This window comes from Geothrix campi, assembly GCF_024609265.1.
GTDB lineage: Bacteria > Acidobacteriota > Holophagae > Holophagales > Holophagaceae > Geothrix > Geothrix campi.
The window spans coordinates 983,768-1,004,992 of record NZ_JANHMP010000001.1; the positions used below are offsets into that span (position 1 = coordinate 983,768).

19 protein-coding genes are annotated in these 21,225 nt (G+C 69.1%); 12 read left to right on the plus strand and 7 right to left on the minus strand.

All coding sequences use genetic code 11. The features are described 5' to 3' along the window. Positions 1-94: 94 nt before the first annotated feature. The gene (locus tag NOV65_RS04615) at positions 95-1,132 is read right to left on the minus strand and encodes a DUF4388 domain-containing protein (protein ID WP_257304745.1); all 1,038 of its coding nucleotides are present in this window, start codon (positions 1,130-1,132) and stop codon (positions 95-97) included. Between the two features lie 103 nt (positions 1,133-1,235). Between NOV65_RS04615 and ribB the strand changes: the two genes are divergently transcribed. The 3 genes from ribB to trxA are packed head-to-tail and all read left to right on the plus strand — an operon-like array spanning position 1,236 to position 3,189. Continuing rightward, positions 1,236-2,351, plus strand: coding sequence for a 3,4-dihydroxy-2-butanone-4-phosphate synthase (gene ribB, locus NOV65_RS04620; protein ID WP_257304747.1), 1,116 nt, complete (start codon positions 1,236-1,238; stop codon positions 2,349-2,351). Further along, a complete protein-coding gene (locus NOV65_RS04625; RefSeq protein WP_257304748.1) occupies positions 2,348-2,842 on the plus strand; it encodes a Crp/Fnr family transcriptional regulator in 495 nt (164 codons plus the stop codon). Before ribB ends, NOV65_RS04625 begins: the two co-directional genes overlap by 4 nt. Positions 2,843-2,868: 26 nt before the next feature. Further along, a complete protein-coding gene (gene trxA / locus NOV65_RS04630) occupies positions 2,869-3,189 on the plus strand; it encodes a thioredoxin (RefSeq protein WP_043483480.1) in 321 nt (106 codons plus the stop codon). 76 nt (positions 3,190-3,265) lie between these two features. Here trxA and NOV65_RS04635 read toward each other — a convergent pair whose 3' ends face one another. Further along, entirely contained in the window at positions 3,266-4,177 is a 912-nt protein-coding gene (locus NOV65_RS04635; protein WP_257304749.1) for an ATP-binding response regulator, read from the minus strand. Between the two features lie 23 nt (positions 4,178-4,200). Further along, positions 4,201-5,490, minus strand: a complete 1,290-nt coding sequence (locus NOV65_RS15405) for a 3-deoxy-D-manno-octulosonic acid transferase (RefSeq protein ID WP_341849954.1) — start codon at positions 5,488-5,490, stop codon at positions 4,201-4,203. Between the two features lie 45 nt (positions 5,491-5,535). Here NOV65_RS15405 and NOV65_RS04645 point away from each other — a divergent pair, with 45 nt between their 5' ends. The 5 genes from NOV65_RS04645 to NOV65_RS04665 all read left to right on the plus strand — a co-directional run bounded on the left by NOV65_RS04645 (position 5,536) and on the right by NOV65_RS04665 (position 11,504). Continuing rightward, positions 5,536-6,546, plus strand: coding sequence for a CobW family GTP-binding protein (locus tag NOV65_RS04645; protein WP_257304750.1), 1,011 nt, complete (start codon positions 5,536-5,538; stop codon positions 6,544-6,546). 105 nt (positions 6,547-6,651) lie between these two features. Further along, positions 6,652-9,156 (plus strand): Tex family protein, encoded by a 2,505-nt coding sequence (locus NOV65_RS04650; RefSeq protein ID WP_306672024.1) that lies wholly within the window; start codon positions 6,652-6,654, stop codon positions 9,154-9,156. Continuing rightward, positions 9,156-9,770: a hypothetical protein gene (locus NOV65_RS04655; RefSeq protein WP_257304753.1), complete on the plus strand. Its 615-nt coding sequence runs from the start codon at positions 9,156-9,158 to the stop codon at positions 9,768-9,770. Before NOV65_RS04650 ends, NOV65_RS04655 begins: the two co-directional genes overlap by 1 nt. A gap of 21 nt (positions 9,771-9,791) precedes the next feature. Then, positions 9,792-10,667, plus strand: a complete 876-nt coding sequence (gene lepB, locus NOV65_RS04660) for a signal peptidase I (RefSeq protein ID WP_257304755.1) — start codon at positions 9,792-9,794, stop codon at positions 10,665-10,667. Between the two features lie 6 nt (positions 10,668-10,673). Continuing rightward, a complete protein-coding gene (locus NOV65_RS04665; RefSeq protein ID WP_257304756.1) occupies positions 10,674-11,504 on the plus strand; it encodes a S1/P1 nuclease in 831 nt (276 codons plus the stop codon). 49 nt (positions 11,505-11,553) lie between these two features. On the opposite strand, the gene NOV65_RS04670 is transcribed toward NOV65_RS04665, so the two are convergent. Genes NOV65_RS04670 through NOV65_RS04685 form a run of 4 tightly spaced genes read right to left on the minus strand, consistent with a single transcriptional unit; the run spans position 11,554 to position 16,682 of the window. Further along, positions 11,554-12,018 carry a hypothetical protein gene (locus NOV65_RS04670; RefSeq protein ID WP_257304757.1) on the minus strand — a complete coding sequence of 155 codons (465 nt, stop codon included), beginning with the start codon at positions 12,016-12,018 and terminating at the stop codon, positions 11,554-11,556. Continuing rightward, entirely contained in the window at positions 12,015-13,916 is a 1,902-nt protein-coding gene (locus tag NOV65_RS04675) for a tetratricopeptide repeat protein (RefSeq protein WP_257304758.1), read from the minus strand. The genes NOV65_RS04670 and NOV65_RS04675 overlap by 4 nt, the downstream gene beginning before the upstream one ends. Beyond that, positions 13,870-14,934 (minus strand): 3-dehydroquinate synthase, encoded by a 1,065-nt coding sequence (locus NOV65_RS04680; RefSeq protein WP_257304759.1) that lies wholly within the window; start codon positions 14,932-14,934, stop codon positions 13,870-13,872. Before NOV65_RS04680 ends, NOV65_RS04675 begins: the two co-directional genes overlap by 47 nt. Then, complete coding sequence (locus NOV65_RS04685; RefSeq protein ID WP_257304760.1) at positions 14,931-16,682, minus strand: M28 family peptidase; 1,752 nt, start codon at positions 16,680-16,682, stop codon at positions 14,931-14,933. The genes NOV65_RS04680 and NOV65_RS04685 overlap by 4 nt, the downstream gene beginning before the upstream one ends. 90 nt (positions 16,683-16,772) lie before the next feature. Here NOV65_RS04685 and NOV65_RS04690 point away from each other — a divergent pair, with 90 nt between their 5' ends. From NOV65_RS04690 to NOV65_RS04705, 4 genes are read left to right on the plus strand one after another with little or no spacing between them, the layout of a single operon-like run. After that, positions 16,773-18,560 carry an ABC transporter ATP-binding protein gene (locus NOV65_RS04690; protein ID WP_257304761.1) on the plus strand — a complete coding sequence of 596 codons (1,788 nt, stop codon included), beginning with the start codon at positions 16,773-16,775 and terminating at the stop codon, positions 18,558-18,560. A 32-nt stretch (positions 18,561-18,592) separates the two neighbouring features. Further along, the gene (locus tag NOV65_RS04695; protein ID WP_257304763.1) at positions 18,593-19,744 is read left to right on the plus strand and encodes a shikimate kinase; all 1,152 of its coding nucleotides are present in this window, start codon (positions 18,593-18,595) and stop codon (positions 19,742-19,744) included. Between the two features lie 28 nt (positions 19,745-19,772). Continuing rightward, positions 19,773-20,513: a metallophosphoesterase family protein gene (locus tag NOV65_RS04700; protein ID WP_257304764.1), complete on the plus strand. Its 741-nt coding sequence runs from the start codon at positions 19,773-19,775 to the stop codon at positions 20,511-20,513. Positions 20,514-20,526: 13 nt separating this feature from the next. Continuing rightward, positions 20,527-21,222 carry a PilZ domain-containing protein gene (locus NOV65_RS04705; protein WP_257304766.1) on the plus strand — a complete coding sequence of 232 codons (696 nt, stop codon included), beginning with the start codon at positions 20,527-20,529 and terminating at the stop codon, positions 21,220-21,222. Positions 21,223-21,225 lie beyond the last annotated feature (3 nt).

Here is a 21,225-nt window from a genome sequence, read left to right on the forward strand (position 1 = left end):
GCGAAGCACGCCTTGAGCTTGGATGCCCGGGGTGCGCGCGAGGTTCCCGGTACCGAGCACCGGTGCGAGAGGACGTCGAAGCATGGAAGGCCGCCTACTTGGTGGCGAAGAGCGCCTTGAGGTGGGTGTTCAGGGTACGCACCATGTCGGCATCGCAACCTGCATCCACGGCCCCGCGGCTGATGGCCAGGGCCAGGTTCTTCACGGCCTCGGGGCCATCGCCGGAGATGATCTGCTGGGTGGCCTTGGCCTGGAGGCGGTTCACCATCTCGTGCTGGGGCTCGGGCAGCACCATCTTGGCGGCCTGGGCGATGCGCTGGGTGAAGTTCATGAGCTTGACCATGCGCTGGGGATCATCCATCGGCGCGGGTTTGGCGGGGGCTGGGGCGGGCGGCGGGGCGGCCGCGGCGAACCCGCCACCGATCGTTTCCGGCAGGGGATCGTGGTCCTCGGGGAAGCCTACGGGGCCCGGCGGGGGGAGCGGGGGAGGGGCGAAGGCCGGGGCCTCCTCCCGGAGGCTCGTCATCGCCTGCGCCGGCGCGGGTTCAGGCGCGGCGGGAGCTTCAACCTTGGGTGGCTTGCCGGACCGGATGCCCTTCAGCACCACATGGCCAGCCATCACCAGGCCGTAGAGGTCCTTGGCGGTGGTGAGCACGGGTTTCTGCATCGCCTCGGCCACTTCGGCGACGCTGTAATAGCCCGTGGACAGGGCCAGCACGCGCGCTTCCCGGGCGTTCACGCCATGCGGTGTCTCGCCGGGCAGCAGCGTGGAGGCGGGATAGAGGTCCACCGAGGGGATCTTCTGGCTGATGACGCGCCACTCGTCCATGCGGCGGCCCAGCTCCATGAGGATGGAAGCGTTCGGCTTGGTGATGGTGGCGGGCACATCGGGCACCACTTCCTCGAACCGGTAGCTGCCATCGAGCCACAGAGCCACCTCCATGAGGGCTTCGAAGCCCTCGCCGGTGGGGGTGACGGCGTGGATGATCCGCCCTTCCTTGAGGTAGATCCGGGCGCGGGAGGCCTCCTGCTGCACATGGAAGCACCCCGATTTCCCACCCTGGCTCACGAGCTGGATGATGTCGGGCAGCGGCGCCTCGCGCATGGAGCCTTGGATCACACCCTGGGACATGGGTCGTTCCTCTCGGGAAAATAAAGGCCTATAAGAGATGTTCAACCTTACCACGGAGTGCGCCCTTCCCCCCCGGGTCCTCCTGAGCGATGCTGAGGAGTCTATGAGCACCCGCCCCGACTCCCCCTTCGCCCCCATCGAGGAGGCCATCGATGCCATCCGGCAAGGCCGCATGGTCGTGGTGGTCGACGACGAGGACCGCGAGAACGAGGGCGATCTCACCCTGGCGGCCGAGCATGTGACGCCGGAGACCATCGCCTTCATGGCCACGTTCGGCCGGGGCCTCATCTGCGCGGCCCTGGAAGGATCGGTGCTGGACCGGCTCCAGATCCCCCTCATGGTCCGGGACAACACCAGCCCGTTCGAGACGGCCTTCTGCATCTCGGTGGAGGCCCGGGAGGGCACCACCACGGGCATCAGCGCCCAGGACCGGGCCCGCACCATCCAGGCCCTCATCGCCCCGGATGCCAAGCCCCAGCACTTCGTGAAGCCCGGCCACGTCTTCCCCCTGCGGGCCCGTCCCGGCGGCGTGCTCACCCGCACGGGCCAGACCGAGGCCAGCGTGGACCTGGCGCGCCTGGCGGGCCTCCATCCCAGCGGCGTGATCTGCGAAATCATGAAAGACGACGGCACCATGGCGCGGGTCCCGGATCTGGTCCCCTTCTGCCGGCAGCACGGGCTCCCGCTCGTGACCGTGGCGGATCTCGTGGCCTACCGCCTGCGACAGGAGCCCCTGGTGGCCCCCCTCGAAGTCCGCACCATGGCCAGCCAGTGGGGGGCCCTGAAGGTCCACCGCTTCCAGAGCCTGCTGGATGGCGGCAGCCATTTGGCCTTCGTGCTGGGTGACCTGGGCGGCGACCCGCCCCTGGTGCGGGTCCATGTCGAGACGCTGCCGGACGATCTGCATGGCTTCGAGACGGGCCTCTTCCAGAAGGCCATGGCGGCCCTGTCCAAGGAGGGCCGGGGCGTGCTGGTCTATCTGCGCCGCCACGCCCACACGCCCGGCGTGGCCGAAGAGGGCCACGCCCAGCCCCAGGTCATGAACGATCGCGACTTCGGCGTGGGCGCCCAGATCCTGCGCCAGCTCGGTGTTGGAAAAATGCGCCTCCTCAGCCGTCATGAAACCAAGTACATTGGCCTCCGTGGCTTCGGTCTCGACCTTTGCGCGCACGTGCCTCTGGAACCATCCCAGGACCAGCCCCCTACGGATCGGCAGTGATCGACACCCTTTTCCTGACCCGCTCGCCCCTGTTCCAGAACCTGGACGAGGCGGAGCGCGCCCAGATCCTGATGATCGGCCAGGTCCGCCAGGTCTGCGCCGGCGAGGTGATCTTCCGGGAGGGCGATGCCGGGGATGGCCTCTTCATCGTGCTCAAGGGATCCGTGCGCATCTCCAAGCGGAGCGCCACCGGCGAGGAGGCCCTGGCGGTGCTGAATCCGCCCGCCTTCTTCGGGGAGATGGCCCTCATCGACCTGGCGGCCCGGGCGGCGGACGCCATCGCCAATGAGCCTGGGGAGCTGTTCTTCATCCCCCTCCAGGACCTCCGCTCCCTGATTGAAGTGCAGCACAAGATCGCCCTCAAGATTCTCTATGCCCTCTGTGAAGTGCTTGCCCAACGCCTGCGGGAAACCAATGACCGCTACATGAGCATCTTCACCATCGCCCAGTGGGGAGGCGCCAATCCTGGCGGCCCCCTGCCCGTACCCTGAACACCCCGAACTTGAAAGGAGTTCCCATGTCCGACCTTGTTGCCCACATCACTGACGCCGAGTTCCCCCAGGCCGTCGCCCAGGGCGTCACCCTCGTGGATTTCTGGGCCCCCTGGTGCGGCCCCTGCAAGATGATCGCGCCCGTCCTGGATGAGCTGGCCGCCGAGATGAAGGGCCAGGCCAAGTTCGTGAAGATGAATGTGGATGAGAACCCGCAGGTGGCCGGCCAGTTCGGCATCATGAGCATCCCCACCCTGATCGTGTTCAAGGACGGCAAGCCCGTGAACAAGCTCATCGGCGGCCAGCCCAAGCCCCAGCTCAAGGCGTTCGTGGAGAGTGCGTTCTAAATTCTTCAAGCTTTTCAGCCCATGCAAAACGCCGGCGAGCCGGCGTTTTGCATGTACGGCCTTCGGCCGGAGGAAACTACTTCCTTCTGAGCACCAGCCGCACCTGGTTCCCCTTGTCGTTGAAGTGGACTTCGTCCATCACGAGGAGGATGAGGGGCAGGCCCCGACCGCAATGGGAGGCCATCTCCGATTCGGGCGGTGGGGGTAGGAGTTGGCCGGCGTCGAAACCCCGGCCTTCGTCGCTGATCTCCACCTCGAAGCGCTCGGTGTCCATGGCCAGGCGCACTTCGATCAGCCGCCCCGCGTATTCCGGGTCCGCCATGCGCTTTGCGCGCAGCACGGCGTAGGGATCCTCTTCCGCGAAGAGGTCCACCTTGAGGCGCGAATCCAGGTCGAGGTTGCCATGCTCAAGGGCGTTCACCAGGGCCTCGTGGATGGCCATGGCGATCACGTCGATGTTGCCCGCGGAGGCGAAGCCCATGGGCACGAGCCGGTCCGTGAGGTGGTGCATCAGGCTCGGAATGTCCAACTCGTCGGACCGGAACAGGAAATGCCGCCGCTCGTTCACCAGGCCGCGCAAGCCGTCGTCGGCCTTGCGGAGCTCCCGGTGGAGGTCCACCAGACGGAAGACGCTCTGCACCAGGTCGCGGATGGAGATGGGCTTCATGAACAGGTTGGAGGCGCCGAAGCGCATGGCCTGGATGGCGTAGTCCACCGAGGCCTGGCCCGTCATGAGCACCACCGGGAGGTGGGGGTGGGTCGCCTTCACCTTGTGGACCACCTCGAACCCGTCCATCCCCTCCATGTTGATGTCGCTGAGGACCAGGTCGAAGGTGGGGGCATTGGGGTTCTGGAGGAGTTCCATGGCCTGGGCGGCATCCGGATAGGCATGGACCTCCATGCCGTAATGGGCCAGGGCCGACTGGACCATCTCGAGCACGGACGGGTCGTCATCGATCAGGAGGATGTGCGTCCCGCGGCGGATCATGGGGGCTCCGTTTCCCAAGGATACTAGAAGGCCACCCGACCCATCGGGAGGACCGCGAGCGGCGCCAGATGCGGGGCCAGCAGACCGAGCGTGCGGTCGAGCGTGCCTCTCAGGGCCTCGGGCAGCGGGGCCACGCCCTTGGCGCGCAGGGCGCTGGCGGCCAGGGCGTCGGTCAGAGCGTCGGCCAGGGCCCCGCCGAGGTCCTGCGCCGCGACCACCTGGAGCAGCCCGGCGTCGCGCAGGGGCGGCACCAGGTCCTCGAAGTTGGCGAAGCCCGGCCCCACGAGGGTGGGAACGCCCAGACGGACGGGTTCCAAGGGGTTGTGCCCACCGGCGGCAACCCAGCCGCCGGCCACCAGGGCCACGGTGCCTTCGGCATAGGCGGCCGAGAGCTCTCCCAGCGTATCCAGGAGCAGCACGTCCACGGCCGACCAGGCGGCCGTCGCGGGCCAGTCCGCGGAGGCACGGCGGAAGGCGAGACCCCGATCCGCCAGGAGCTCCGCCACCTCGTCGAACCGGCGCGGCTGGCGCGGGGCCAGGATGAGGCGCAAACCGGGCGCCTGCCGGCGGGCGGTCGTCCAGGCCTCGATCGCCAGCTCTTCCTCGGCCGCCACCGTGTTCCCGGCGACGATCACCGGGTGCGCCCCCCAGGCCTCCCGCAGGGCCGCCCAGCCCTCGTGCAAGGGGCGCGGGGCGGGGAGGTCCGCCTTGAGGTTGCCGCCGAGGTGGACCTCGGGCGCGCCCAGACGGCGGAAGGCCGCCGCGCTGACCTCGTCCCTGGCCGCCACCAGGCTGAGGCGCGCCGCGGCCCGGCGGAGCCAGGGGCCGCCCCGCTGGAGGGACCGCTCCGTCAGACGCCCATTCACCACCATGCGCGGGATACCACGGGCTTCGAGGGCCTGCAGCAGGCCAGGCCAGAGTTCCGTCTCCAGGGCCAGGAACAGGCCCGGAGGATGCCGCAGAAAGGGTTCCAGCCCGGCGGGATCATCCAGGGGAAAGGCGCCGCCGCTGACGCGCCCCGTACCTCCATCCCAGCCTGGCAACCGCCGGGCCAGGAGGTCCAGCCCCGCAGGCGTGCCCGTACTGAGGTGGACGCGGTGGCCGGCGTCGCGGAGCCGCGCCACCAGGCCGTCCGCCAGCAGCAGCTCCCCCACGCTCACCGCGTGGAGCCAGACCCAGCGGCCCTCCGGCAGGTCGGGTGCCTCCGCCTCCAGCCGCAGACGCCAGGCTTCCGGCAGGCCCCGGGCGCAGGCTCGCGTCACGGCCCCCACCAGGGAGATCGTCGCCAGGTAGCTGAAGTCGAGCAGGTCCACGAATCCACGCTCTCATGAATCGGGGCTCGGCGGCATCATGGAGGGATGACGGTACTCGCCCCCCTCGAAGTTCTCATCGTCACCGGCCCCCTGGGCGCCGGGAAGACCACCGTGGTGAACCGCCTGTTGAAGGCCGAAGTGGCCGCGGGCCGGCGAGTGGCGGTCCTCATCAACGAATTCGGCGCCATCAGCGTGGACGGCACCCTGGTGGACGCGGAGCGACCCGAACTGGCGGGCGTGGAGAATCTGGTGAACGGCTGCGTCTGCTGCAGCCTCCGCAACGATGTGGTGGCCACGCTCCAGGCCTGGTGCGACCAGCCGGAAGGCCAGCGACCCGAGCGGGTGGTGCTGGAGACCACCGGCCTCGCGGACCCTACGGATCTCCTCGACCTGGAGCTGGAACCGGCGCTGGCCGGGCGCCTGCGCCTGGCGGGACTGCTCACGGTGATTTCCAGCCTGGCCCCCGTGGATCATCTGAAAACGAAGCCCCTGCTCCATCGTCAGGCGGCACTGGCCAGCCTCATTCACCTGAGCAAGGCCGACCTCGATCCTTCCGCCGCCGTAGCCTGGGAGGGCGAACTGCGTGCGGCCTTCCGGCAGATCCCGCTGGTGCCCACCCGCCACGGCGTGGCTTCCGAAGGCAGCCCAGATCCCTGGCGCGGGGATATGCGCCCCCTGCCCGAAGGCTGGGAGGCGGCCGGCGGTCCCAGTTTCGCGGAGGCGCGCTCGCTCACCCTGCACTGGGACCATCCCGTGGATCCCGAAGCCCTGGAGGGCCTGTTGCTGGCGTCGCCGGAAGCTGGCGAGTTGTTGCGTGCCAAGGGTGTCTGCGTGTTCGCGGGCTGGGCCGCGCGGAATGACGGCAGCGACCGCTGGGCCTTCCAGTTGGCGGACGGTCGGCTGGAGATCTCGCCGCTGCCCTTGGCCGCCGATGGCAGCGCCCAGGCCTGCGCGGCCGTCGTCATCGGAACAGGCCTGGATGCCCTCCATTGGAAGCGGGCGCTCCGTGCCCTGGAACGTCCCCCCGCGGGCCAGCGCCGCAAAGCCTTTCTCTAGGGTGGATTCGGAGCAGCGCGCCGAATCTGCGCCCGCCTTGGTATCATCGCATTTCCCCCGATTTCGGGATCGCAAGGAGCAGGTGTGGATCAAGTGCTCGACCTCATGGCCAAGGAGCTCAAGCTCCCCCGCGCCGGCGTAGCTGCCATCGTGGCGCTGCTGGAGGAGGGCAACACCGTGCCCTTCATCGCCCGGTACCGCAAAGAGGCGACGGGATCGCTCGACGAGGTCGCCATCCGCGCCGTCGAAGATCGCCATGCCTACTACAAGGATCTGCTGGACCGCCGGAAGACCGTGCTGAAGTCCATCGACGAGCAGGGCAAGCTCAGTCCCGAACTCAAGGCCAAGATCGAGGCCACCTGGGTGAAGGCCGAGCTCGAGGACCTCTACCTGCCCTACAAGCCCAAGAAGCGCACCAAGGCCACGGTGGCCCGGGAGCGCGGCCTGGAGCCCCTGCTGGACTCGCTGCTGGCGGACGACAGCGGTGCGGACCCCTTCCTCATCGCCGAGCCCTTCATCAAGGACGAGGACGGCCTGCGCTCACCCTCCGAGTGCATGGAGGGTGCGGGCCACATCCTGGCCGAGCGCCTGACCGAGGACGCCGACATCCGGGCCTGGCTGCGCCTGGAGTTCCACGAGCAGGGCGTGCTGAAGTCCGAGATCCGCGAAGAGCGCAAGGCCGACCAGGCGGCGCTCCGCTTCAAGCCCTACTTCGACTTCTCCGAGCCCATCCGCAAGATCCCCAGCCACCGCCTGCTGGCCCTGCGCCGCGGCGAGAAGGAGGAGATCCTCAACGTGAAGCTCCTGGTGGAGCGCGAGAACCTGGTCAGCCAGCTCGTCTCCAAGGTGCCCGTGAACCCGGCCAGCGGGTACCGGCGCTTCCTGAACGACGTGGCGGGCGACGCCTTCGACCGGCTGCTGTCTCCCACCATCGAATCCGAGGTGCGCTACGAGGCCAAGAAGAAGGCCGACGGAGAAGCCATCAAGGTCTTCCAGACGAACCTGGATCACCTGCTGCTGGCGCCCCCCGCGGGCCAGTGCTGCACCCTGGGCGTGGACCCGGGCATCCGCACGGGCTGCAAGCTCGTGGTCATCAATCGTCTGGGCCAACTGGTGCAGAACGAGGTGATCTACCCTCTGGAGCCCAAGCGCGACCTGGATGGCAGTCGCGCCATCCTCGAGAAGCTCTGCACCGGAAACCCCATCGAAGCCATCGCCATCGGCAACGGCACCGGGGGCCGCGAGGTGGAGGCCTTCATCCGCGAGTGGCTGCGCGAGACGAACCGCACGAGCCTCATCTGCGTGAGCGTCAGCGAAGCCGGCGCCTCGGTCTATTCCGCCAGCGACATCGCCCGCGAGGAATTCCCTGGTCACGATGTCACCGTGCGCGGCGCCGTGAGCATCGCGCGGCGCTTCCAGGATCCCCTGGCTGAGCTGGTGAAGGTGGATCCCAAGAGCATCGGCGTGGGCCAGTACCAGCACGACGTGAACCAGACCGCCCTCAAGAAGGGACTGGATGACGTGGTCGAGAGCTGCGTGAACCGCGTGGGTGTCGACCTCAACAGCGCCTCGTACAAGCTGCTGGCCTACGTGGCGGGCATCGGCGAGGGTCTGGCCAAGAGCATCGTGGCCCACCGCTTCGAGCACGGCGCCTTCAAGCGCCGGGAGCAGCTCATGGAGGTCGGCCGCTTTGGCGCCAAGGCCTTCCAGCAGGCCGCGGGCTTCCTCCGCATCCGTGACGGCGAAGATCCGCTGGATGCCTCCGCCGTACACCCTGAGAGCTATCCCGTGGTGCAGCGCATCTGCCAGCTCACGGGCAAGACCGTCTCGGAGCTCATCGGCAATGACGCGGTGCTGGACGGCCTCGATCCCAAGCTCTTCGTGGACGAGAAGGCCGGCGTGGAGACCGTGAAGGACATCCTCGCCGAGCTGAAGAAGCCCGGCCGTGACCCCCGCCACCAGTTCGAGGCCGTGCAGTTCCGCGAAGGCGTCAACAAGCCCAGCGACCTGGAAGTCGGCATGGAGCTCCAGGGCATCGTCACGAACGTGACCGACTTCGGCGCCTTCGTGGATGTGGGCGTCCACCAGGACGGTCTGGTGCACCTCTCCGAGATCGCCCACCGCTATGTGAAGAACCCCGCGGACGCCCTCAGCGTGGGCCAGGCCGTGAAGGTGAAGGTGCTGGCCGTGGATCTGGAAGCCAAGCGCATCGCCCTGTCCATCAAGGCCATGCTGGCCGCCCCCGAGGGCGCCGACCGGCCCCAACCCCACCACCGGCGTCATCAGGGCCGTCCAGAGGGAGGTCCCGGCCGGCCGCAGGGAGGCCCCCGCCCACCTCGGCCCCAAACCGGGACGCAGGCAGGATCCCAAGCGGGCGGCCGTCCCCAGGGCCCGCGTCCGCCTCGCCCGGAAGGACCACGTCCGCCGCGCCCCGAAGGTGCTCGCCCCCCGAGGCCCGAAGGCACCCGCCCCCCGCGCGCCCAGGAGGCCCGGCCACCCCGGCCTGAGCGGGACGCCCGCCCCCCCCAGCCCAAGCGTGAGCCCGCGGTTCCGGCTTCGGGAGCCTCGCTGACCGATCTGGTCGCCAAGTTCAGCAAGGGGCACCGCTGATGCGCCCAGCCCTGCCAATGGTGGTGCCTGCGCTCCTGGCGCTGTCATTGGCCTGCCAACCCCGCGGGGCCTCGCCCGTCTACGGCCCCTGGGAAGAGGGCCTCACGCTGGCCTTCGAGGATCCCTCCCAGCCCCAGCCCCAGCGCTCGGCGGACCGGCTGCAGGTGCGCGTAAGCCGGTCGTCCATGGCACCGGGCGCGCCGCGCCTCGTGCAGTTGGATCTCACCAACCTCCGGGGCCAGATGAGCCTGCTGGTCCGGCACCAGGACGGTGGCATCGCCCTCCTGGGCGACGATCGCCGCGTGGTGGCCCAGACGCTGCCGCCGGGCTTCCCCGCCACCACAGCCTGGGAGGATCGCGGCGTCCAGTTCCGCGTGGTGGGCCGCGCCAAGTGGGAGGGGGCCAAGCTCCTGCCGGCGACCTCCGATCCGGTGGGGGTGTGGGTGGAAGCCCGACCCCTCCAGGGGCCCCGCCGCCGAACCCTCTACCTGCCCAATCTCGGCGAAGTGGAAGCCCAGGAGGAGCATGGTGATGGCTGGGTCACCGTGAACCGGCTGGTGGCCCGCGGGTTCGTGGACCTGCCTCCCGCCCCTCTTCCTGATCGACGTCCCTGATCGACCATTTCCGGAGCCGACATGGCCGCTGATACTGCCGACAAGACCCCTGAAGCCGAGATCGAGCTGCCTCCCGGCGCCGCCAAGGGCGCCGTGCGGGACAACCTGGAAGTGATCTGCTTCGCGATGATCCTGATCCTGTTCTTCAAGACCTTCGTGGGTCAGCAGTTCAAGATCCCCTCTGCTTCCATGCGCAACACGCTGATGATCGGGGACCACCTGCTGGCCAACAAGTTCATCTTCGCCCAGCCCCAGTGGGCCTGGGAGGAAACCCTGTTCCCGATGCGGAGCGTGAAGCGCGGCGACATCATCGTGTTCCGCTACCCCATCGACCGCGACCAGGACTACGTGAAGCGCTGCGTGGCCCTGGCGGGCGACACGGTAGAGATGCGCAACAAGCGCCTCTACGTGAACGGCAAGCAGGTCACCGGCCCCTTCGAACACATGTTCGGCCGGAGCCCCGAAGGCCCCACGCCCGGGCCCTGGCCCCTGACCCGGAATGCCGGCGAGGCGGAACATCCCGTGGGCCTGTGGCGCCATGCGGATCCGGAAGTGCTGGCCCTCCACGACCGCAACCAGATGCAGGCCATGAACAGCCTCATCCAGGAGGGGTTCAAGGACAACCTGGGCCCCGTCACCGTACCGCCTGGCCACCTCTTCGCCATGGGCGACAACCGCGACAACAGCATGGACAGCCGCTACTGGGGCTTCCTGCCCGCGGATCATCTCCGGGGCCGGCCCTTCATCGTGTGGTGGAGCTTCCGCGAGGGTGACACGGACAACGACAACGGCCGGGTGCCCGAGGGCCCCACGGACGTGGCCGCCGACTTCATCGACGCCGCCCGCCACTTCTTCACCCGCACCCGCTGGGAGCGGACCGGCACCATTCCCGAGTAGCCGGACATGAAGACTCCTCTCCTCCTGCTGCTCCTCGCGGCCCTGCCCCTCTCCGCCTGGGGCGACAAGGGCCACCGCATCACCTGCGCCTTGGCCCTGGAGGGCCTGCCTTCGGGCCCCCGGGCATGGTACGCGGGGCGGGAAGCCGAGGTGGAGGACCACGCCTCGGATCCCGACCACTGGCGCCAGGATCGCAAGGAAGGACCCCGGCACTTCCTGGACATGGAGCCCTACGGCGGGCCTGACCACCTCCCCCGCACGGTGGAGCAGGCCCAGGCCCAGCTCGGCGGCGACTTCTACCGCCAGGGCGTGGTGCCCTGGATCATCCAGGACCGGTGGCGGGATCTGGTGGACGCCTTCCGGTCGGGCGATGCCGCCCGGGTGGCCGCGGCCACCTCGATTCTCAGCCATTACGTGGCGGACGCCCATGTGCCGCTGCACACCACCGAGAATCACGATGGCCAGGCCACGAACCAGCGCGGCGTCCACAGCCGCTGGGAATCGGGTCTGGTGGAACGGTACGTCCAACGGGAAGCGTTGAAAGCCCTTCCGGCGGAGGCTGATCCCCACATCATGGAAAGCCCCTGGGACTGGCTCCGCGCCGCCCACGCCCTGGTGCCACAGCTGCTGGAGGACGACCGGGCCGCCGACCGCACCACGCCCATGGGCAGCCAGGGCAAGCAGCGCACGCCGGCCTACTGGATGATCTTCTGGGCGAAGCAGGGCCCGGTGGTGAAAGGCCAGCTGCAGCTGGCCGGGCGACACCTCGGGGATGCCATCCTCACCGCCTGGATGGCGGCGGGAAGGCCGTCGGTCCCGGCGAAGCCGGCGCACTGACCTCGCCACGAACGCGGCGGTGCTTTCAGCGGGAACGGGCTTCCAGAACCTACTTCCCGCCCTCCCAGCGCTTCCGGTTCAGCCAGACCTGCTCGTCTTTGCCCTGGGGATCCCTGCCCCGCCAGTGTAGCTTCAAGGGGCCTGCGGCGTCCTTCTTCAGCACGGACACACCCGGGCCCTCACCCAGCTGGAGCAGGCGCAGCAGAGCCTCGACACTGGCCACCTGGGGAAGAAAGGGCAACGGCAACTCCGCCAGGGTGGCGGCCCGCTGATCCAGCTTCTGCCGGGGCACCTGGAGCCGATAGCCCGAGGCCCGGTCGCCCTCCAGCAGCAGCAGGCGCTCTCCCAGCCCGTGCAGCTCCGCAACCAGGCGCCCGGAACCGGGCTCCATCAGCAGGTTCAAGGTCCCTGTCCCCTCACCACTGGCGCCCGAGTAGCCCCAGCCGTACTGGGCCCGCACGGGGGGGACCGGGGCGGGCGCGGTCTCGGCCGGGGGTGCCTGAAGGGGCATCATGGCTGATCCTCATCGTCATCCGGGGTGGCGTCCTGCGCGGGTGCCTGGGCGTCCTCAACCTTCTGGGCCCGTTCCCGGGCCAGGCGGACCCGGAGTTCCCCCAGCCGTTTCTCCAGGGCCGGGCGGTCTGGAAAGACGAAGGCCAGGGCCCGTTCCCACTGTTCGGCCGCCTCGGCCAGCTTGCCCTGCTTCACCAATACTTCGCCCAGATGCTTGCGAACCTCCGGGCTGAAGGGGCTCAGCTCCGCGGCCCGGCGGAGAGTGACCTCGGCCTCGGCGATCCTGCCCAGCTTGAACTGGGCCCAGCCCAGGCTATCCACCACGTTGCCATTGTCGGGTGTGGCCTTGGCGCTGGCCTCGATGAGGGCCGCGGCTTCCTCCAGATTCCGCTCCTGTTCCAGCAGCAGGTACCCCAGGTTGTTCTGCACCATGGGGTTGTCCGGGTTCGCCTTCTGGGCCTCGCGGAGCACCCGCAGGGAATCATCGGTGCGTCCCATCTGCTCATAGGCGCTGCTTTGCATGATCAGGATGTCCACGTTCTTGATGGGCCCCAGCGTGCGGGCCTTTTCGAGCGCCACCAGGCACTTGTCCCAGCGCTGGAATTCGGACCAGATGGCCGCCATGCCCTCCAGATGGAGTTGCTCCAGGGCCGCCCGACTCTCCTTCCGCGAGAAGAAGCGATACTCCAGGTACTCGGGGGGAAGCGCCGCGGCCTGCTGGAAAAAAGGCACCTTCGGGAAGTGTGCGATGCCGTCCTTCAGCGCCGCCAGGGCGCTCTTCCAGTCGTTTCGGCTGATGAGGGCCTGGCAGGTGAACACCTGCAACTCGCCGGCGACCTGGGGGCGGCCCGGATGCTCCTTGAGGTAGGCCAACAGGGCACCGCCCTTGCCTTCCAGCAACAGCGTCTCCGCGTACAGGGCCTGGGAACCGTCGGCAATACCGGTCTCCTCGATCTTTCCCGCGAGAAGCGCCGCCAACCTGGTTTCAGCTTCCTTAAACCGGCCCAGGTTCATGAGGGCACGAGCTGTGTTGAAGGTGGTCCGGGGAGTCGTCTTGAGGGCTTCCGCCTTCCCCAGGCTGTCCAGGGCCTCTTCGAATCGCGAGGTCTGGAGGCGCACCAGGGCCACGTTTTCCCAAAGCCCCGGCTCCTGCGGCAGGTGCTGGGCCAGCAGCAGGAAACTCTCCTCGGCGTGGGCCAGATAGCCGGCCTGGATCTGATCCCGGGCCAGTTCCTCCAGCAACCGGAGGTGGCGTTCCTCCGGGTTCCGGGCGTTGAGGGCCAGCACCGACTCCCGCCTGCCCTCATAGTTCTGGAGGGCCCGGGCGTGGATGGCCGCCCGTTCCCAGGCCGACTGGAAACTGGGGCGGAGGCGGCCCAGGTGCAACCAGGCCTGGAGCGCCCCTTCGCCATCCTTCATCCGTTCGGAAACCTCCCCCAGCCGCGCCCACAGTTCGGGATCCTGGGGCAGCAGGGCCGTGGCTGCGCGCAGTTCCCGGGCCGCCTCCGGGGCCAGGGCTTCATCCTTCTGGAAAAGTTGGTAGAGGAGCAGGCCGAGATGGGCCCGGGCCTCAGCGTTCCTGGGCGCGAGCGCCACGGCTCGGCGGGCGGGCGCCACGGCACCCGGGGCATCCTCGGATTCCTGGAGGGCCTCTGAGAGCCGCAGCTGGACTTCGGCGCTCTCGGGCACCAGGACGGCCACCCGCCGGTAGATGGCCGCGGCCGCCACGGGGTCCGAGCCGCCCCCGCGCAGTTGCAGGGCGCGGGCCTGGAGCATCATCGCCCTCGCATCCTCCGGAGGGGCGGAGGCCAGACTCGTGGCCAGGAGGACGGCGAGGAAAGGAAGCCGGAAATCAGGCACGGGAAGCCTCTCGGTCGAGCAGATCAATGAGACGGGCATGGGGGGATTCCCAGACCTGGGGCGCCAGTGTGCGCTGAATCGCCGGTTCCCCGGAGCGCGGAAGGATGCAGTCGATCTCGGTGGCCGGCTCGTCGCCGGCGGGCCCCGGAACATGCTTGGCCTTCTTGTCCCGGAGCAGCAGAGGCAGGCAGGCCGGCCAGGGGGCGACCAGGGACGCCAGGGGTGCGAGCCGACGGGCCAGCGATTCGAGGAAGGCGGGCGGGAAGGGCTTCAGACCGAGATCTTCGGCCAGCAGGCAGGAGCACAACAGCCCCAGCCCCACCGCCTCGCCATGGAGCAGGCCGTAGCCCGAGGCCGCCTCGAGGGCGTGGCCCAACGTGTGACCCAGGTTCAACAGCCGCCGCTCGCCCGCCTCGCGGGGATCCCGGTGCACCACGCCGGCCTTGTAGGCCAGGGTCCGCTCCACCCAGGGGATCTTCACCGGACCACCCTGCAGCATCTCCACAGCCCAGGTCGTTTCGCCCTGGATGAGGGCCGTCTTGACCAGTTCCCAGCGACCGTTCTCCAGGTGCCGGGGGGGCAAGCTCTCCAGGAACGAAGTGCAGGCCACCAGGCGGCGAGGCGAATGGAAGGCCCCCACCAGGTTCTTCCCGGCGGCGAGGTCCACGCCGGTCTTGCCGCCCAGGGCCGCGTCCGCCATGGCCAACAGGGAGGTGGGCCAGACCTGCCAGGCCACCCCCCGCAGGTAGAGCGCCGAGGCCAGGCCGGCCATGTCGGACAGGACGCCGCCGCCCAGGGCCACCACGGTGGCCTCCCGGTGCAGGGGCACCCGGGCCCAGTGCTCCAGCCAGGGGAGGAGGGTCCGGAGCTTCTTCTCGTCTTCCGACACCGACACCCAGAGGGCGTGGCTGGGTTCCGGCAGCCCGGCGCCAAGCCAGGCTTCCCGCAGGCGCAGGTCGCCCACAAGGGTCCATGGACCCTCGGGCAGAAGGGCGGGATCCGGAGTCTCCTGGAGGAAGACTTCCGTGGCGAATCCGGTGGGTGTGGCGAGCCTCATGAGCGGCCTTTCAACGTAGCCTCGGCCTGCATGATCTGGTCTCCCCGGAGCCATTGGATCACGGCCTTGTCACCGGGCTTGTGGGCACCGAGGGCGTCCATGAAATCGTAGATGTTCTTCACAGTCCGGCCACCAAATCCGATGATGATGTCGCCGGCCTGGAGCCCGATGGCCTCGGCCGTAGACCCGCGGGACACGCCGTTGATGCGGAAGCCCTTCGGGTTGTCCGCGTAGTCGGGAAGGGTGCCGAAGGCCACTCGCATGGGGCCGCCGTCACCCCGCATGACCACTTTGGCCGTCTCTGGATCGAAGGCGGGCAGCGTATCCGCGTTGGCCAGGTCAAGCGCCACCGTCCGGCCGTAGCTGGCGAGCTTCGCCATCCCGGCGTAGTTGATGCGGTCCGCGGTATCCGTGGGCCGGTGGTACTCGCCGTGGATCCCCGTGAAGAAGAAGAATGTGGGGATCTTCGCCTGGGAGAAGCTCATGTGGTCTGAACCGCCCACGGCCGCGCCCACATCCACACTGATGGCGAACCCTTCCGGCGCGAGCTTCTTCGCGGCCTCCAGCGCGGCTTTCGGAGCGCCCAGGCCGCCCATCAGCAGCTTCGGGGCGGCGGGATCCAGCCGGCCCACCATGTCGAAGTTGAGCATGAACTTCACGGACTCCAGGGGGTGCGTGGGGTGCTGGATCCAATAGCTGGAGCCCAGCAGGCCCTCCTCCTCACCGCCGAAATGCATCAGCAGGATGGAGCGCCGGGGTCGGGCCCGCTTCAGCTCCCGGCCCAACTCCACCACCATGGCCGTGCCCGAGGCGTTGTCATCGGCGCCGGGATGCACCTGCCCCCGCGCCTCCGCGCCGCCCAGGCTGTGGCGCTCGCCCAGGCCCAGGTGGTCCAGGTGAGCCCCCAGGACGATGTATTCCTTTCGGAGCTTCGGATCGCGACCGGGGATCACGGCTACCACGTTGGGCACCTGGGCCTCTTCGCGGCGGAGCCTCAGCTTGAGCGTGAGCGTGGTCCAGGGGGCGTAGATGAAGTCCTGGCTGGCGGGTTTCCCCGTGTCCCGGATGGCCTTGAGCCGGGCCCGCAGGTCGCCGCAGGCATCCCCGAGGGCATCCGCCGAGAGGCTGAGCACGGGAATGTCCAGCTTCACGGGCCCCTCCTCCCGCTGCAGGGGGCGGACGGGGCCGTCCTCCAGCACGAGCACCGCGGCGGCCTTCCCGGTTTCCAGGCGCTTGACGCGGGCCAGCAGGCTTCGCTCGCCCCGGGGCAGGTGGGCAAAGACATCGATGTCCGGCAGCGTGCGGGCGATGACCACCACGTGATCCTTCACATCCAGGCCCGCGAGATCATCGTAGCCGCCGGGGATCCGCACGCCATGGCCGGCGAAGGCGAGGGGCTTCATGCGGAAATCCGCATCTCCGCTGTAGCCGAAAGCCTCGATGTCGCGGCCCCAGATGAGCGGACGCGACGCTTCACCATGGGTCAGGAGGGCGCCCTGCTCTTCCCGCATGACCTTCGCGATGAAGGGGAAGTGCTGGATCTGCGCCTTCAGGCCAAGGGACTTCCATTCCCGGAGGAGACGTCCGGCGGCCTGCTCCAGCTCCGGGTACCCATTACCCCGGCCCTTGAGGGCGGGGGAAGCCAGGAAGGCCACGTCCCGACGCAGCCGGGCCTCGACCGCGGATCCGGACGGTGGCACTTGCGCCACGAGGGCGGCGGCGAGGAAGGCGGAAATCCAGGGGCCCATGTCGTCTCCGGAGATCTTCTACTTTACAGGCGGGAGGGGGATCCGTCCTGGTTCGAGCCGTAATCGGGGCGCCTGTGGGAGAATGACCCCATGTCCGAACAGGGAGCCTTCTTCCAATCCGACCGGGTGGACCAGCAGCCCATGCGCCACACGCTGCTCTGGCGGCTGGCCGGCTACCTGCGGCCCCAGTGGGCGGCGCTCCTGGCCCTGTTCGGCCTCATGGCCCTCGGCGCCTTCCTCGAGGTCATGCCCTCGGAACTGACCCTCCGGCTCATCAACCGGTTCATGGACCAGGGCAGCCTGCGGGGCGCGGCGCCCATGATCGCGGGCTTCTTCGGCGTGCTCGTCGCGGGCTTCCTGGTGAGCTTCGCCCGCTACTTCCTGCTGGCCCGGGTGGGCCAGAAGGCCATGCTCGAGCTGCGGGTGCAGCTCTTCGCGCACCTCATGGGCCGCAGCACGGACTTCTTCCACCGCAACCCGGTGGGCCGCCTCATGACCCGCGTCACCAGCGATGTGCAGAACCTGAACGAGATGTTCGCTTCGGGCTTCGTGGCCATCGTGGGGGATGCCCTCTCCCTGCTGGCCATCGTGGCCTGGATGTTCTGGACCCACCCGGGCATGGCCCTGGTGGCCCTGGGCATCCTGCCCTTCCTGCTGGTGGCCACGGAGATCTTCCGCCGCCGCGCCGGCGAGGCCTTCCGGGAGACGCAGCGGCGCTATGCCGCCATCAACGCCTTCCTCCAGGAGCAGATCTCGGGCATGGGCCTCGTGCAGGTCAACGCCCAGGAGGCGCGCAGCGACGCCCAGTTCAAGGGCCTGAACGAGGACTACTTCCAGGCCTTCCTGCGCACCATCTTCGCCTACGCCGTGTTCTTCCCCGTGGTGGAGTTCATCACCTCCGGCACCCTGGCCGCGCTCATCTTCTACGCCGGCTTCAAGCTTCAGGCCGGGGCCATCACCTGGGGCCTGCTGCTGGCCTTCATCCAGCAGTCGGGGCGGTTCTTCCGGCCCATCCGGGAACTGGCCGAGCGCTACAACGTGATGCAGACGGCCCTGGCCTCCAGCGAGCGCATCTTCCGCCTGCTGGACAACCGCGAGGAGATTCCTGAGGCGCCGGACGCCAAACCCGCCGTGTTCTCCGGCGAGGTGCGTCTCGAGAACGTCACCTTCGCCTACGAGGAGGGCGGCCGGAAGGTGGTCCGCGAGCTGAGCGGGGTCATCCCCAAGGGCCGCCGCGTGGCCGTGGTGGGCCATACCGGCGCCGGCAAGAGCACCCTCATCAACCTGCTCATGCGCTTCTACGATGCCCACGAGGGCCGCATCACCGTGGACGGCGTGGACGTGCGGGACCTGAAGCTCCGCAGCCTGAGGGACCTCTTCGGCCTGGTGCTCCAGGATGTCTTCGTCTTCTCCGGCACCCTGCGCGACAACATCGTGCTGGACCGGCCCATGGATGAGGCGCGACTGGCCTCCGTGCTGGAGCAGAGCCAGCTGAAGGATCTGGTGGGCCGCCTGCCCCAGGGCCTGGACACCCAGGTGGGCGAGCGGGGCCAGAAGCTCAGCGCCGGCGAGCGGCAGCTGCTGGCCTTCGCCCGCATGCTCTACCTGGAACCCGCCGTACTGCTGCTGGATGAGGCCACTGCCAACATCGATTCCGAGACCGAAGCCAAGATCCAGACCGTCATCGAGCGCGTGAGCCACCGCCTCACCACCTTCACCATCGCCCACCGCCTCTCCACCATCCGCGACGCCGACGAGATCTGGGTCATGGATCAGGGCGCCCTCGTCGAGCGCGGCACCCACGACGGCCTCATCGCCCAGGACGGCGTCTACGCCAAGCTGGTGCGGCTGCAGTTCGCGGATGGGGAAGCGGCCTAGGATCCGGGCTCCGGTCTGTAGACTGATGTCCCATGCTCCCCCTCCCGCCCCTCTACCCCATCACTGACGCCTCGCGTCCCGAGCCGCTGTCGGCCCAGATCCGGCGTCTGGGCGAGGCGGGCTTCCCGCTGGTGCAGTTCCGGGGCAAGCCCCTGGATGCGAAAGCCCAGTGGCTGGAGCTGCGCGCGGCCCTGGCGGATGCCGCGGCGAACGGCGGCTGGCCCTTCATCTGCGTGAACGACCGGGCGGACCTGGCCCTCCTCGCAGCCCAGGAGGGGCTCGCCCCCTGGGGCCTGCACCTGGGCCAGGGCGACCTGCCGGCCTCAGAAGCGCTCCGCCTCCCAGGCCTGGGCGGCTGCCATATCGGCGCCTCGACCCATGGTCCAGCTGAGTGGGAGGCTGTCGACCCGGCCTGTGACCATGCCGGCGTAGGCCCGTTCCGGGGCACAGCCACCAAGCCTGACCATGCGGCCCCCATCGGCCTGGAGGGCTTGCGGGCCGGTTGCGCGGAGCTGCGGGCCCAGGGCCTCGCACCCATCGCCATCGGGGGCCTGGGCCCGGCCGATGCGGTCACCTGCTTCGAGGCCGGGGCCGAAGCCCTGGCCATGGTGGGCGAACTCCACCGGACCGCCAATCCCGGCGCCCTGGGCTGGGAGGTCCAGCGCGCGCGGTGGCAAGTCCGGCCCCCCTTCCGGCCGGGCCAGGGCGTGGTGATCCTGGGCGGCAGCGGCGCCGGGAAGAGCACCCTCGGCCGGGCTCTGGCCCAGCGGCTGAGTCTGCCTTTCCACGACCTGGACGACGTGATCGAGGCGGGCCAGGGGGTTCCCGTGAGTGCGATCTTCGCGGAGCGTGGCGAACAGGCCTTCCGGGTCCTGGAATCGCGCCTGCTGCCTGCCCTGCTCACCACGCCCGCGGTGGTCGCCCTGGGGGGGGGTGCCTGGGAGGCTCCCGCCAACCGGGACTTGGTCGTCGCGGCAGGGTTCGCCCCCCTGTGGCTGGCCGAGCCCCCGACCCGGGCCTGGGGGCGGGTGGGACAGGATCCCAGGCGCCCGCTGGCCCAGGACCGGAGCGCCTTCATGGCCCGCTGCGCGACCCGCGCCGCCGCCTGGTCTCTTGCGCCCGTCCTGCTTCCTTTCGGCCATGGCCCTGAGGATCTTGTCTCCGCCATGATGACGGCTTGGTAGACTAGACGTTCTCCCCAGGAATATCCCATTGGATCTGATCCTTTCCGACCTGCATTCGAACCTGCACGCCCTGCGGGCCGTGTTGCGGTTCACGCGGCGGAGGGCCATCCACCGGTTCGTGCTCCTGGGGGACCTGGTGGGGTACGGCGCCCACCCCAACCAGTTGCTCGACAAAGTGCGCGAGCTGCGGCCGCGGTTCATGGTCCGGGGCAACCACGACAAGGTCTGCGCGGGCCTGGAGCCCTACGGCGCCTTCAGCCTGCCCGCCCGGCAGGCCGCAGACTGGACCCGGGAGAAGCTGCGGCAGGACAACTGGCGCTTCCTGGCGGACCTGCCGGTGGGGCCCGGCTGGGTGGGCGAGGACTACCAGATCGCCCACGGCTCGCCCATGGACGAGGACGCCTACCTGCTCCACATGCGCGAAATCAGCCTGGCCTTCGATGCCTTCCAGGGCCCCCTCTGCTTCTTCGGCCACACGCACCTGCCGGGCTGCTTCGAGCTGGACGAGGCCCAGGGGCGGCTGAACTGGATCTGCCTCCAGTCGGGCGAGTGGTTCGAGATGCAGCCGCACTGCCGCTATCTGGTGAACCCCGGCTCCGTCGGCCAGCCCCGGGACCGCGATCCGCGAGTCTCGTTCATGACCTATGACCCCAAACGCCGGCGGGTGCGCCTCCACCGCCTGGACTACGATGTGCAAGGCGCCGCCAAAGCGATCCTGGCCGCAGGGCTGCACGCCAACCTCGCGGACCGGCTGAGCCAAGGCATTTGAAAGGCACCACCCCATGGGACATTCCTCCTTGTCGGCCCCGGTCCTGGAACAATTCCTCCTCCAGGCCTGCCTCACCAAGGCCGTGGCAAGCCTGAGGCTGCAGGGGGTCAGTTCCCGGCTGCTGGGCGATCTCCGCATCCACAGCTTCCGCCCCGGTTCGGCCCTGGAATTGTCCGGTCTCCACGTGCGGGATGCGGTCCCTGCTGAAGGCACCCCCGTCACCCTCACCGTCCTCCTCGGCGAGGAGGTGCTCACGCTGGAATCCATCCTGCTCTCCCCCCTGCCCGAGGAAGGTGGAGACACCCTCCTCCGCCTCGATTGGCCCCGCGAGCCTGCGCACCTCCACCGCCGCCGGGACATGCGCGTGGCCGCCCCGGAGCAGTCGCCTCTGAAGGTCCGCGTGGGCCTGGGCGGACGGATCCTCGACGCCCTGCTGGTGAACCTCACGGAAACCGGCGTCGGCCTCGCCCTGGAGGAGGCCCTGATCGTGGACCTCCACACCCCGGTGGAGATCGACGCGAAGCTGCCGGATGGCTCGGTCCTCCACTGCCCCGGCGAGGTCCGGCACCTGGCCTACCTCGAAGGCCAGGACTATCCCACCCGGCTGGGGGTGGTCCTGCTTCCGGGCCCCGACATGGATCTCGAGCCCATCCACCGCTTCATCCAGGCGCGGCGGACGGATCGGTCCCAGGGGTTCCGGCAAGGCTGAGTT

What these genes read in the sequence shown, in the direction of transcription:
- NOV65_RS04615 (WP_257304745.1), bottom strand. Translation starts at nt 1,132, where the DNA reads ATGTCCCAGGGTGTGATCCAAGGCTCCATGCGCGAGGCGCCGCTGCCC.
- ribB (WP_257304747.1), top strand. Translation starts at nt 1,236, where the DNA reads ATGAGCACCCGCCCCGACTCCCCCTTCGCCCCCATCGAGGAGGCCATC.
- trxA (WP_043483480.1), top strand. Translation starts at nt 2,869, where the DNA reads ATGTCCGACCTTGTTGCCCACATCACTGACGCCGAGTTCCCCCAGGCC.
- NOV65_RS04635 (WP_257304749.1), bottom strand. Translation starts at nt 4,177, where the DNA reads ATGATCCGCCGCGGGACGCACATCCTCCTGATCGATGACGACCCGTCC.
- NOV65_RS04645 (WP_257304750.1), top strand. Translation starts at nt 5,536, where the DNA reads ATGACGGTACTCGCCCCCCTCGAAGTTCTCATCGTCACCGGCCCCCTG.
- NOV65_RS04650 (WP_306672024.1), top strand. Translation starts at nt 6,652, where the DNA reads ATGGCCAAGGAGCTCAAGCTCCCCCGCGCCGGCGTAGCTGCCATCGTG.
- NOV65_RS04655 (WP_257304753.1), top strand. Translation starts at nt 9,156, where the DNA reads ATGCGCCCAGCCCTGCCAATGGTGGTGCCTGCGCTCCTGGCGCTGTCA.
- lepB (WP_257304755.1), top strand. Translation starts at nt 9,792, where the DNA reads ATGGCCGCTGATACTGCCGACAAGACCCCTGAAGCCGAGATCGAGCTG.
- NOV65_RS04665 (WP_257304756.1), top strand. Translation starts at nt 10,674, where the DNA reads ATGAAGACTCCTCTCCTCCTGCTGCTCCTCGCGGCCCTGCCCCTCTCC.
- NOV65_RS04670 (WP_257304757.1), bottom strand. Translation starts at nt 12,018, where the DNA reads ATGATGCCCCTTCAGGCACCCCCGGCCGAGACCGCGCCCGCCCCGGTC.
- NOV65_RS04675 (WP_257304758.1), bottom strand. Translation starts at nt 13,916, where the DNA reads ATGCCCGTCTCATTGATCTGCTCGACCGAGAGGCTTCCCGTGCCTGAT.
- NOV65_RS04680 (WP_257304759.1), bottom strand. Translation starts at nt 14,934, where the DNA reads ATGAGGCTCGCCACACCCACCGGATTCGCCACGGAAGTCTTCCTCCAG.
- NOV65_RS04685 (WP_257304760.1), bottom strand. Translation starts at nt 16,682, where the DNA reads ATGGGCCCCTGGATTTCCGCCTTCCTCGCCGCCGCCCTCGTGGCGCAA.
- NOV65_RS04690 (WP_257304761.1), top strand. Translation starts at nt 16,773, where the DNA reads ATGTCCGAACAGGGAGCCTTCTTCCAATCCGACCGGGTGGACCAGCAG.
- NOV65_RS04695 (WP_257304763.1), top strand. Translation starts at nt 18,593, where the DNA reads ATGCTCCCCCTCCCGCCCCTCTACCCCATCACTGACGCCTCGCGTCCC.
- NOV65_RS04705 (WP_257304766.1), top strand. Translation starts at nt 20,527, where the DNA reads ATGGGACATTCCTCCTTGTCGGCCCCGGTCCTGGAACAATTCCTCCTC.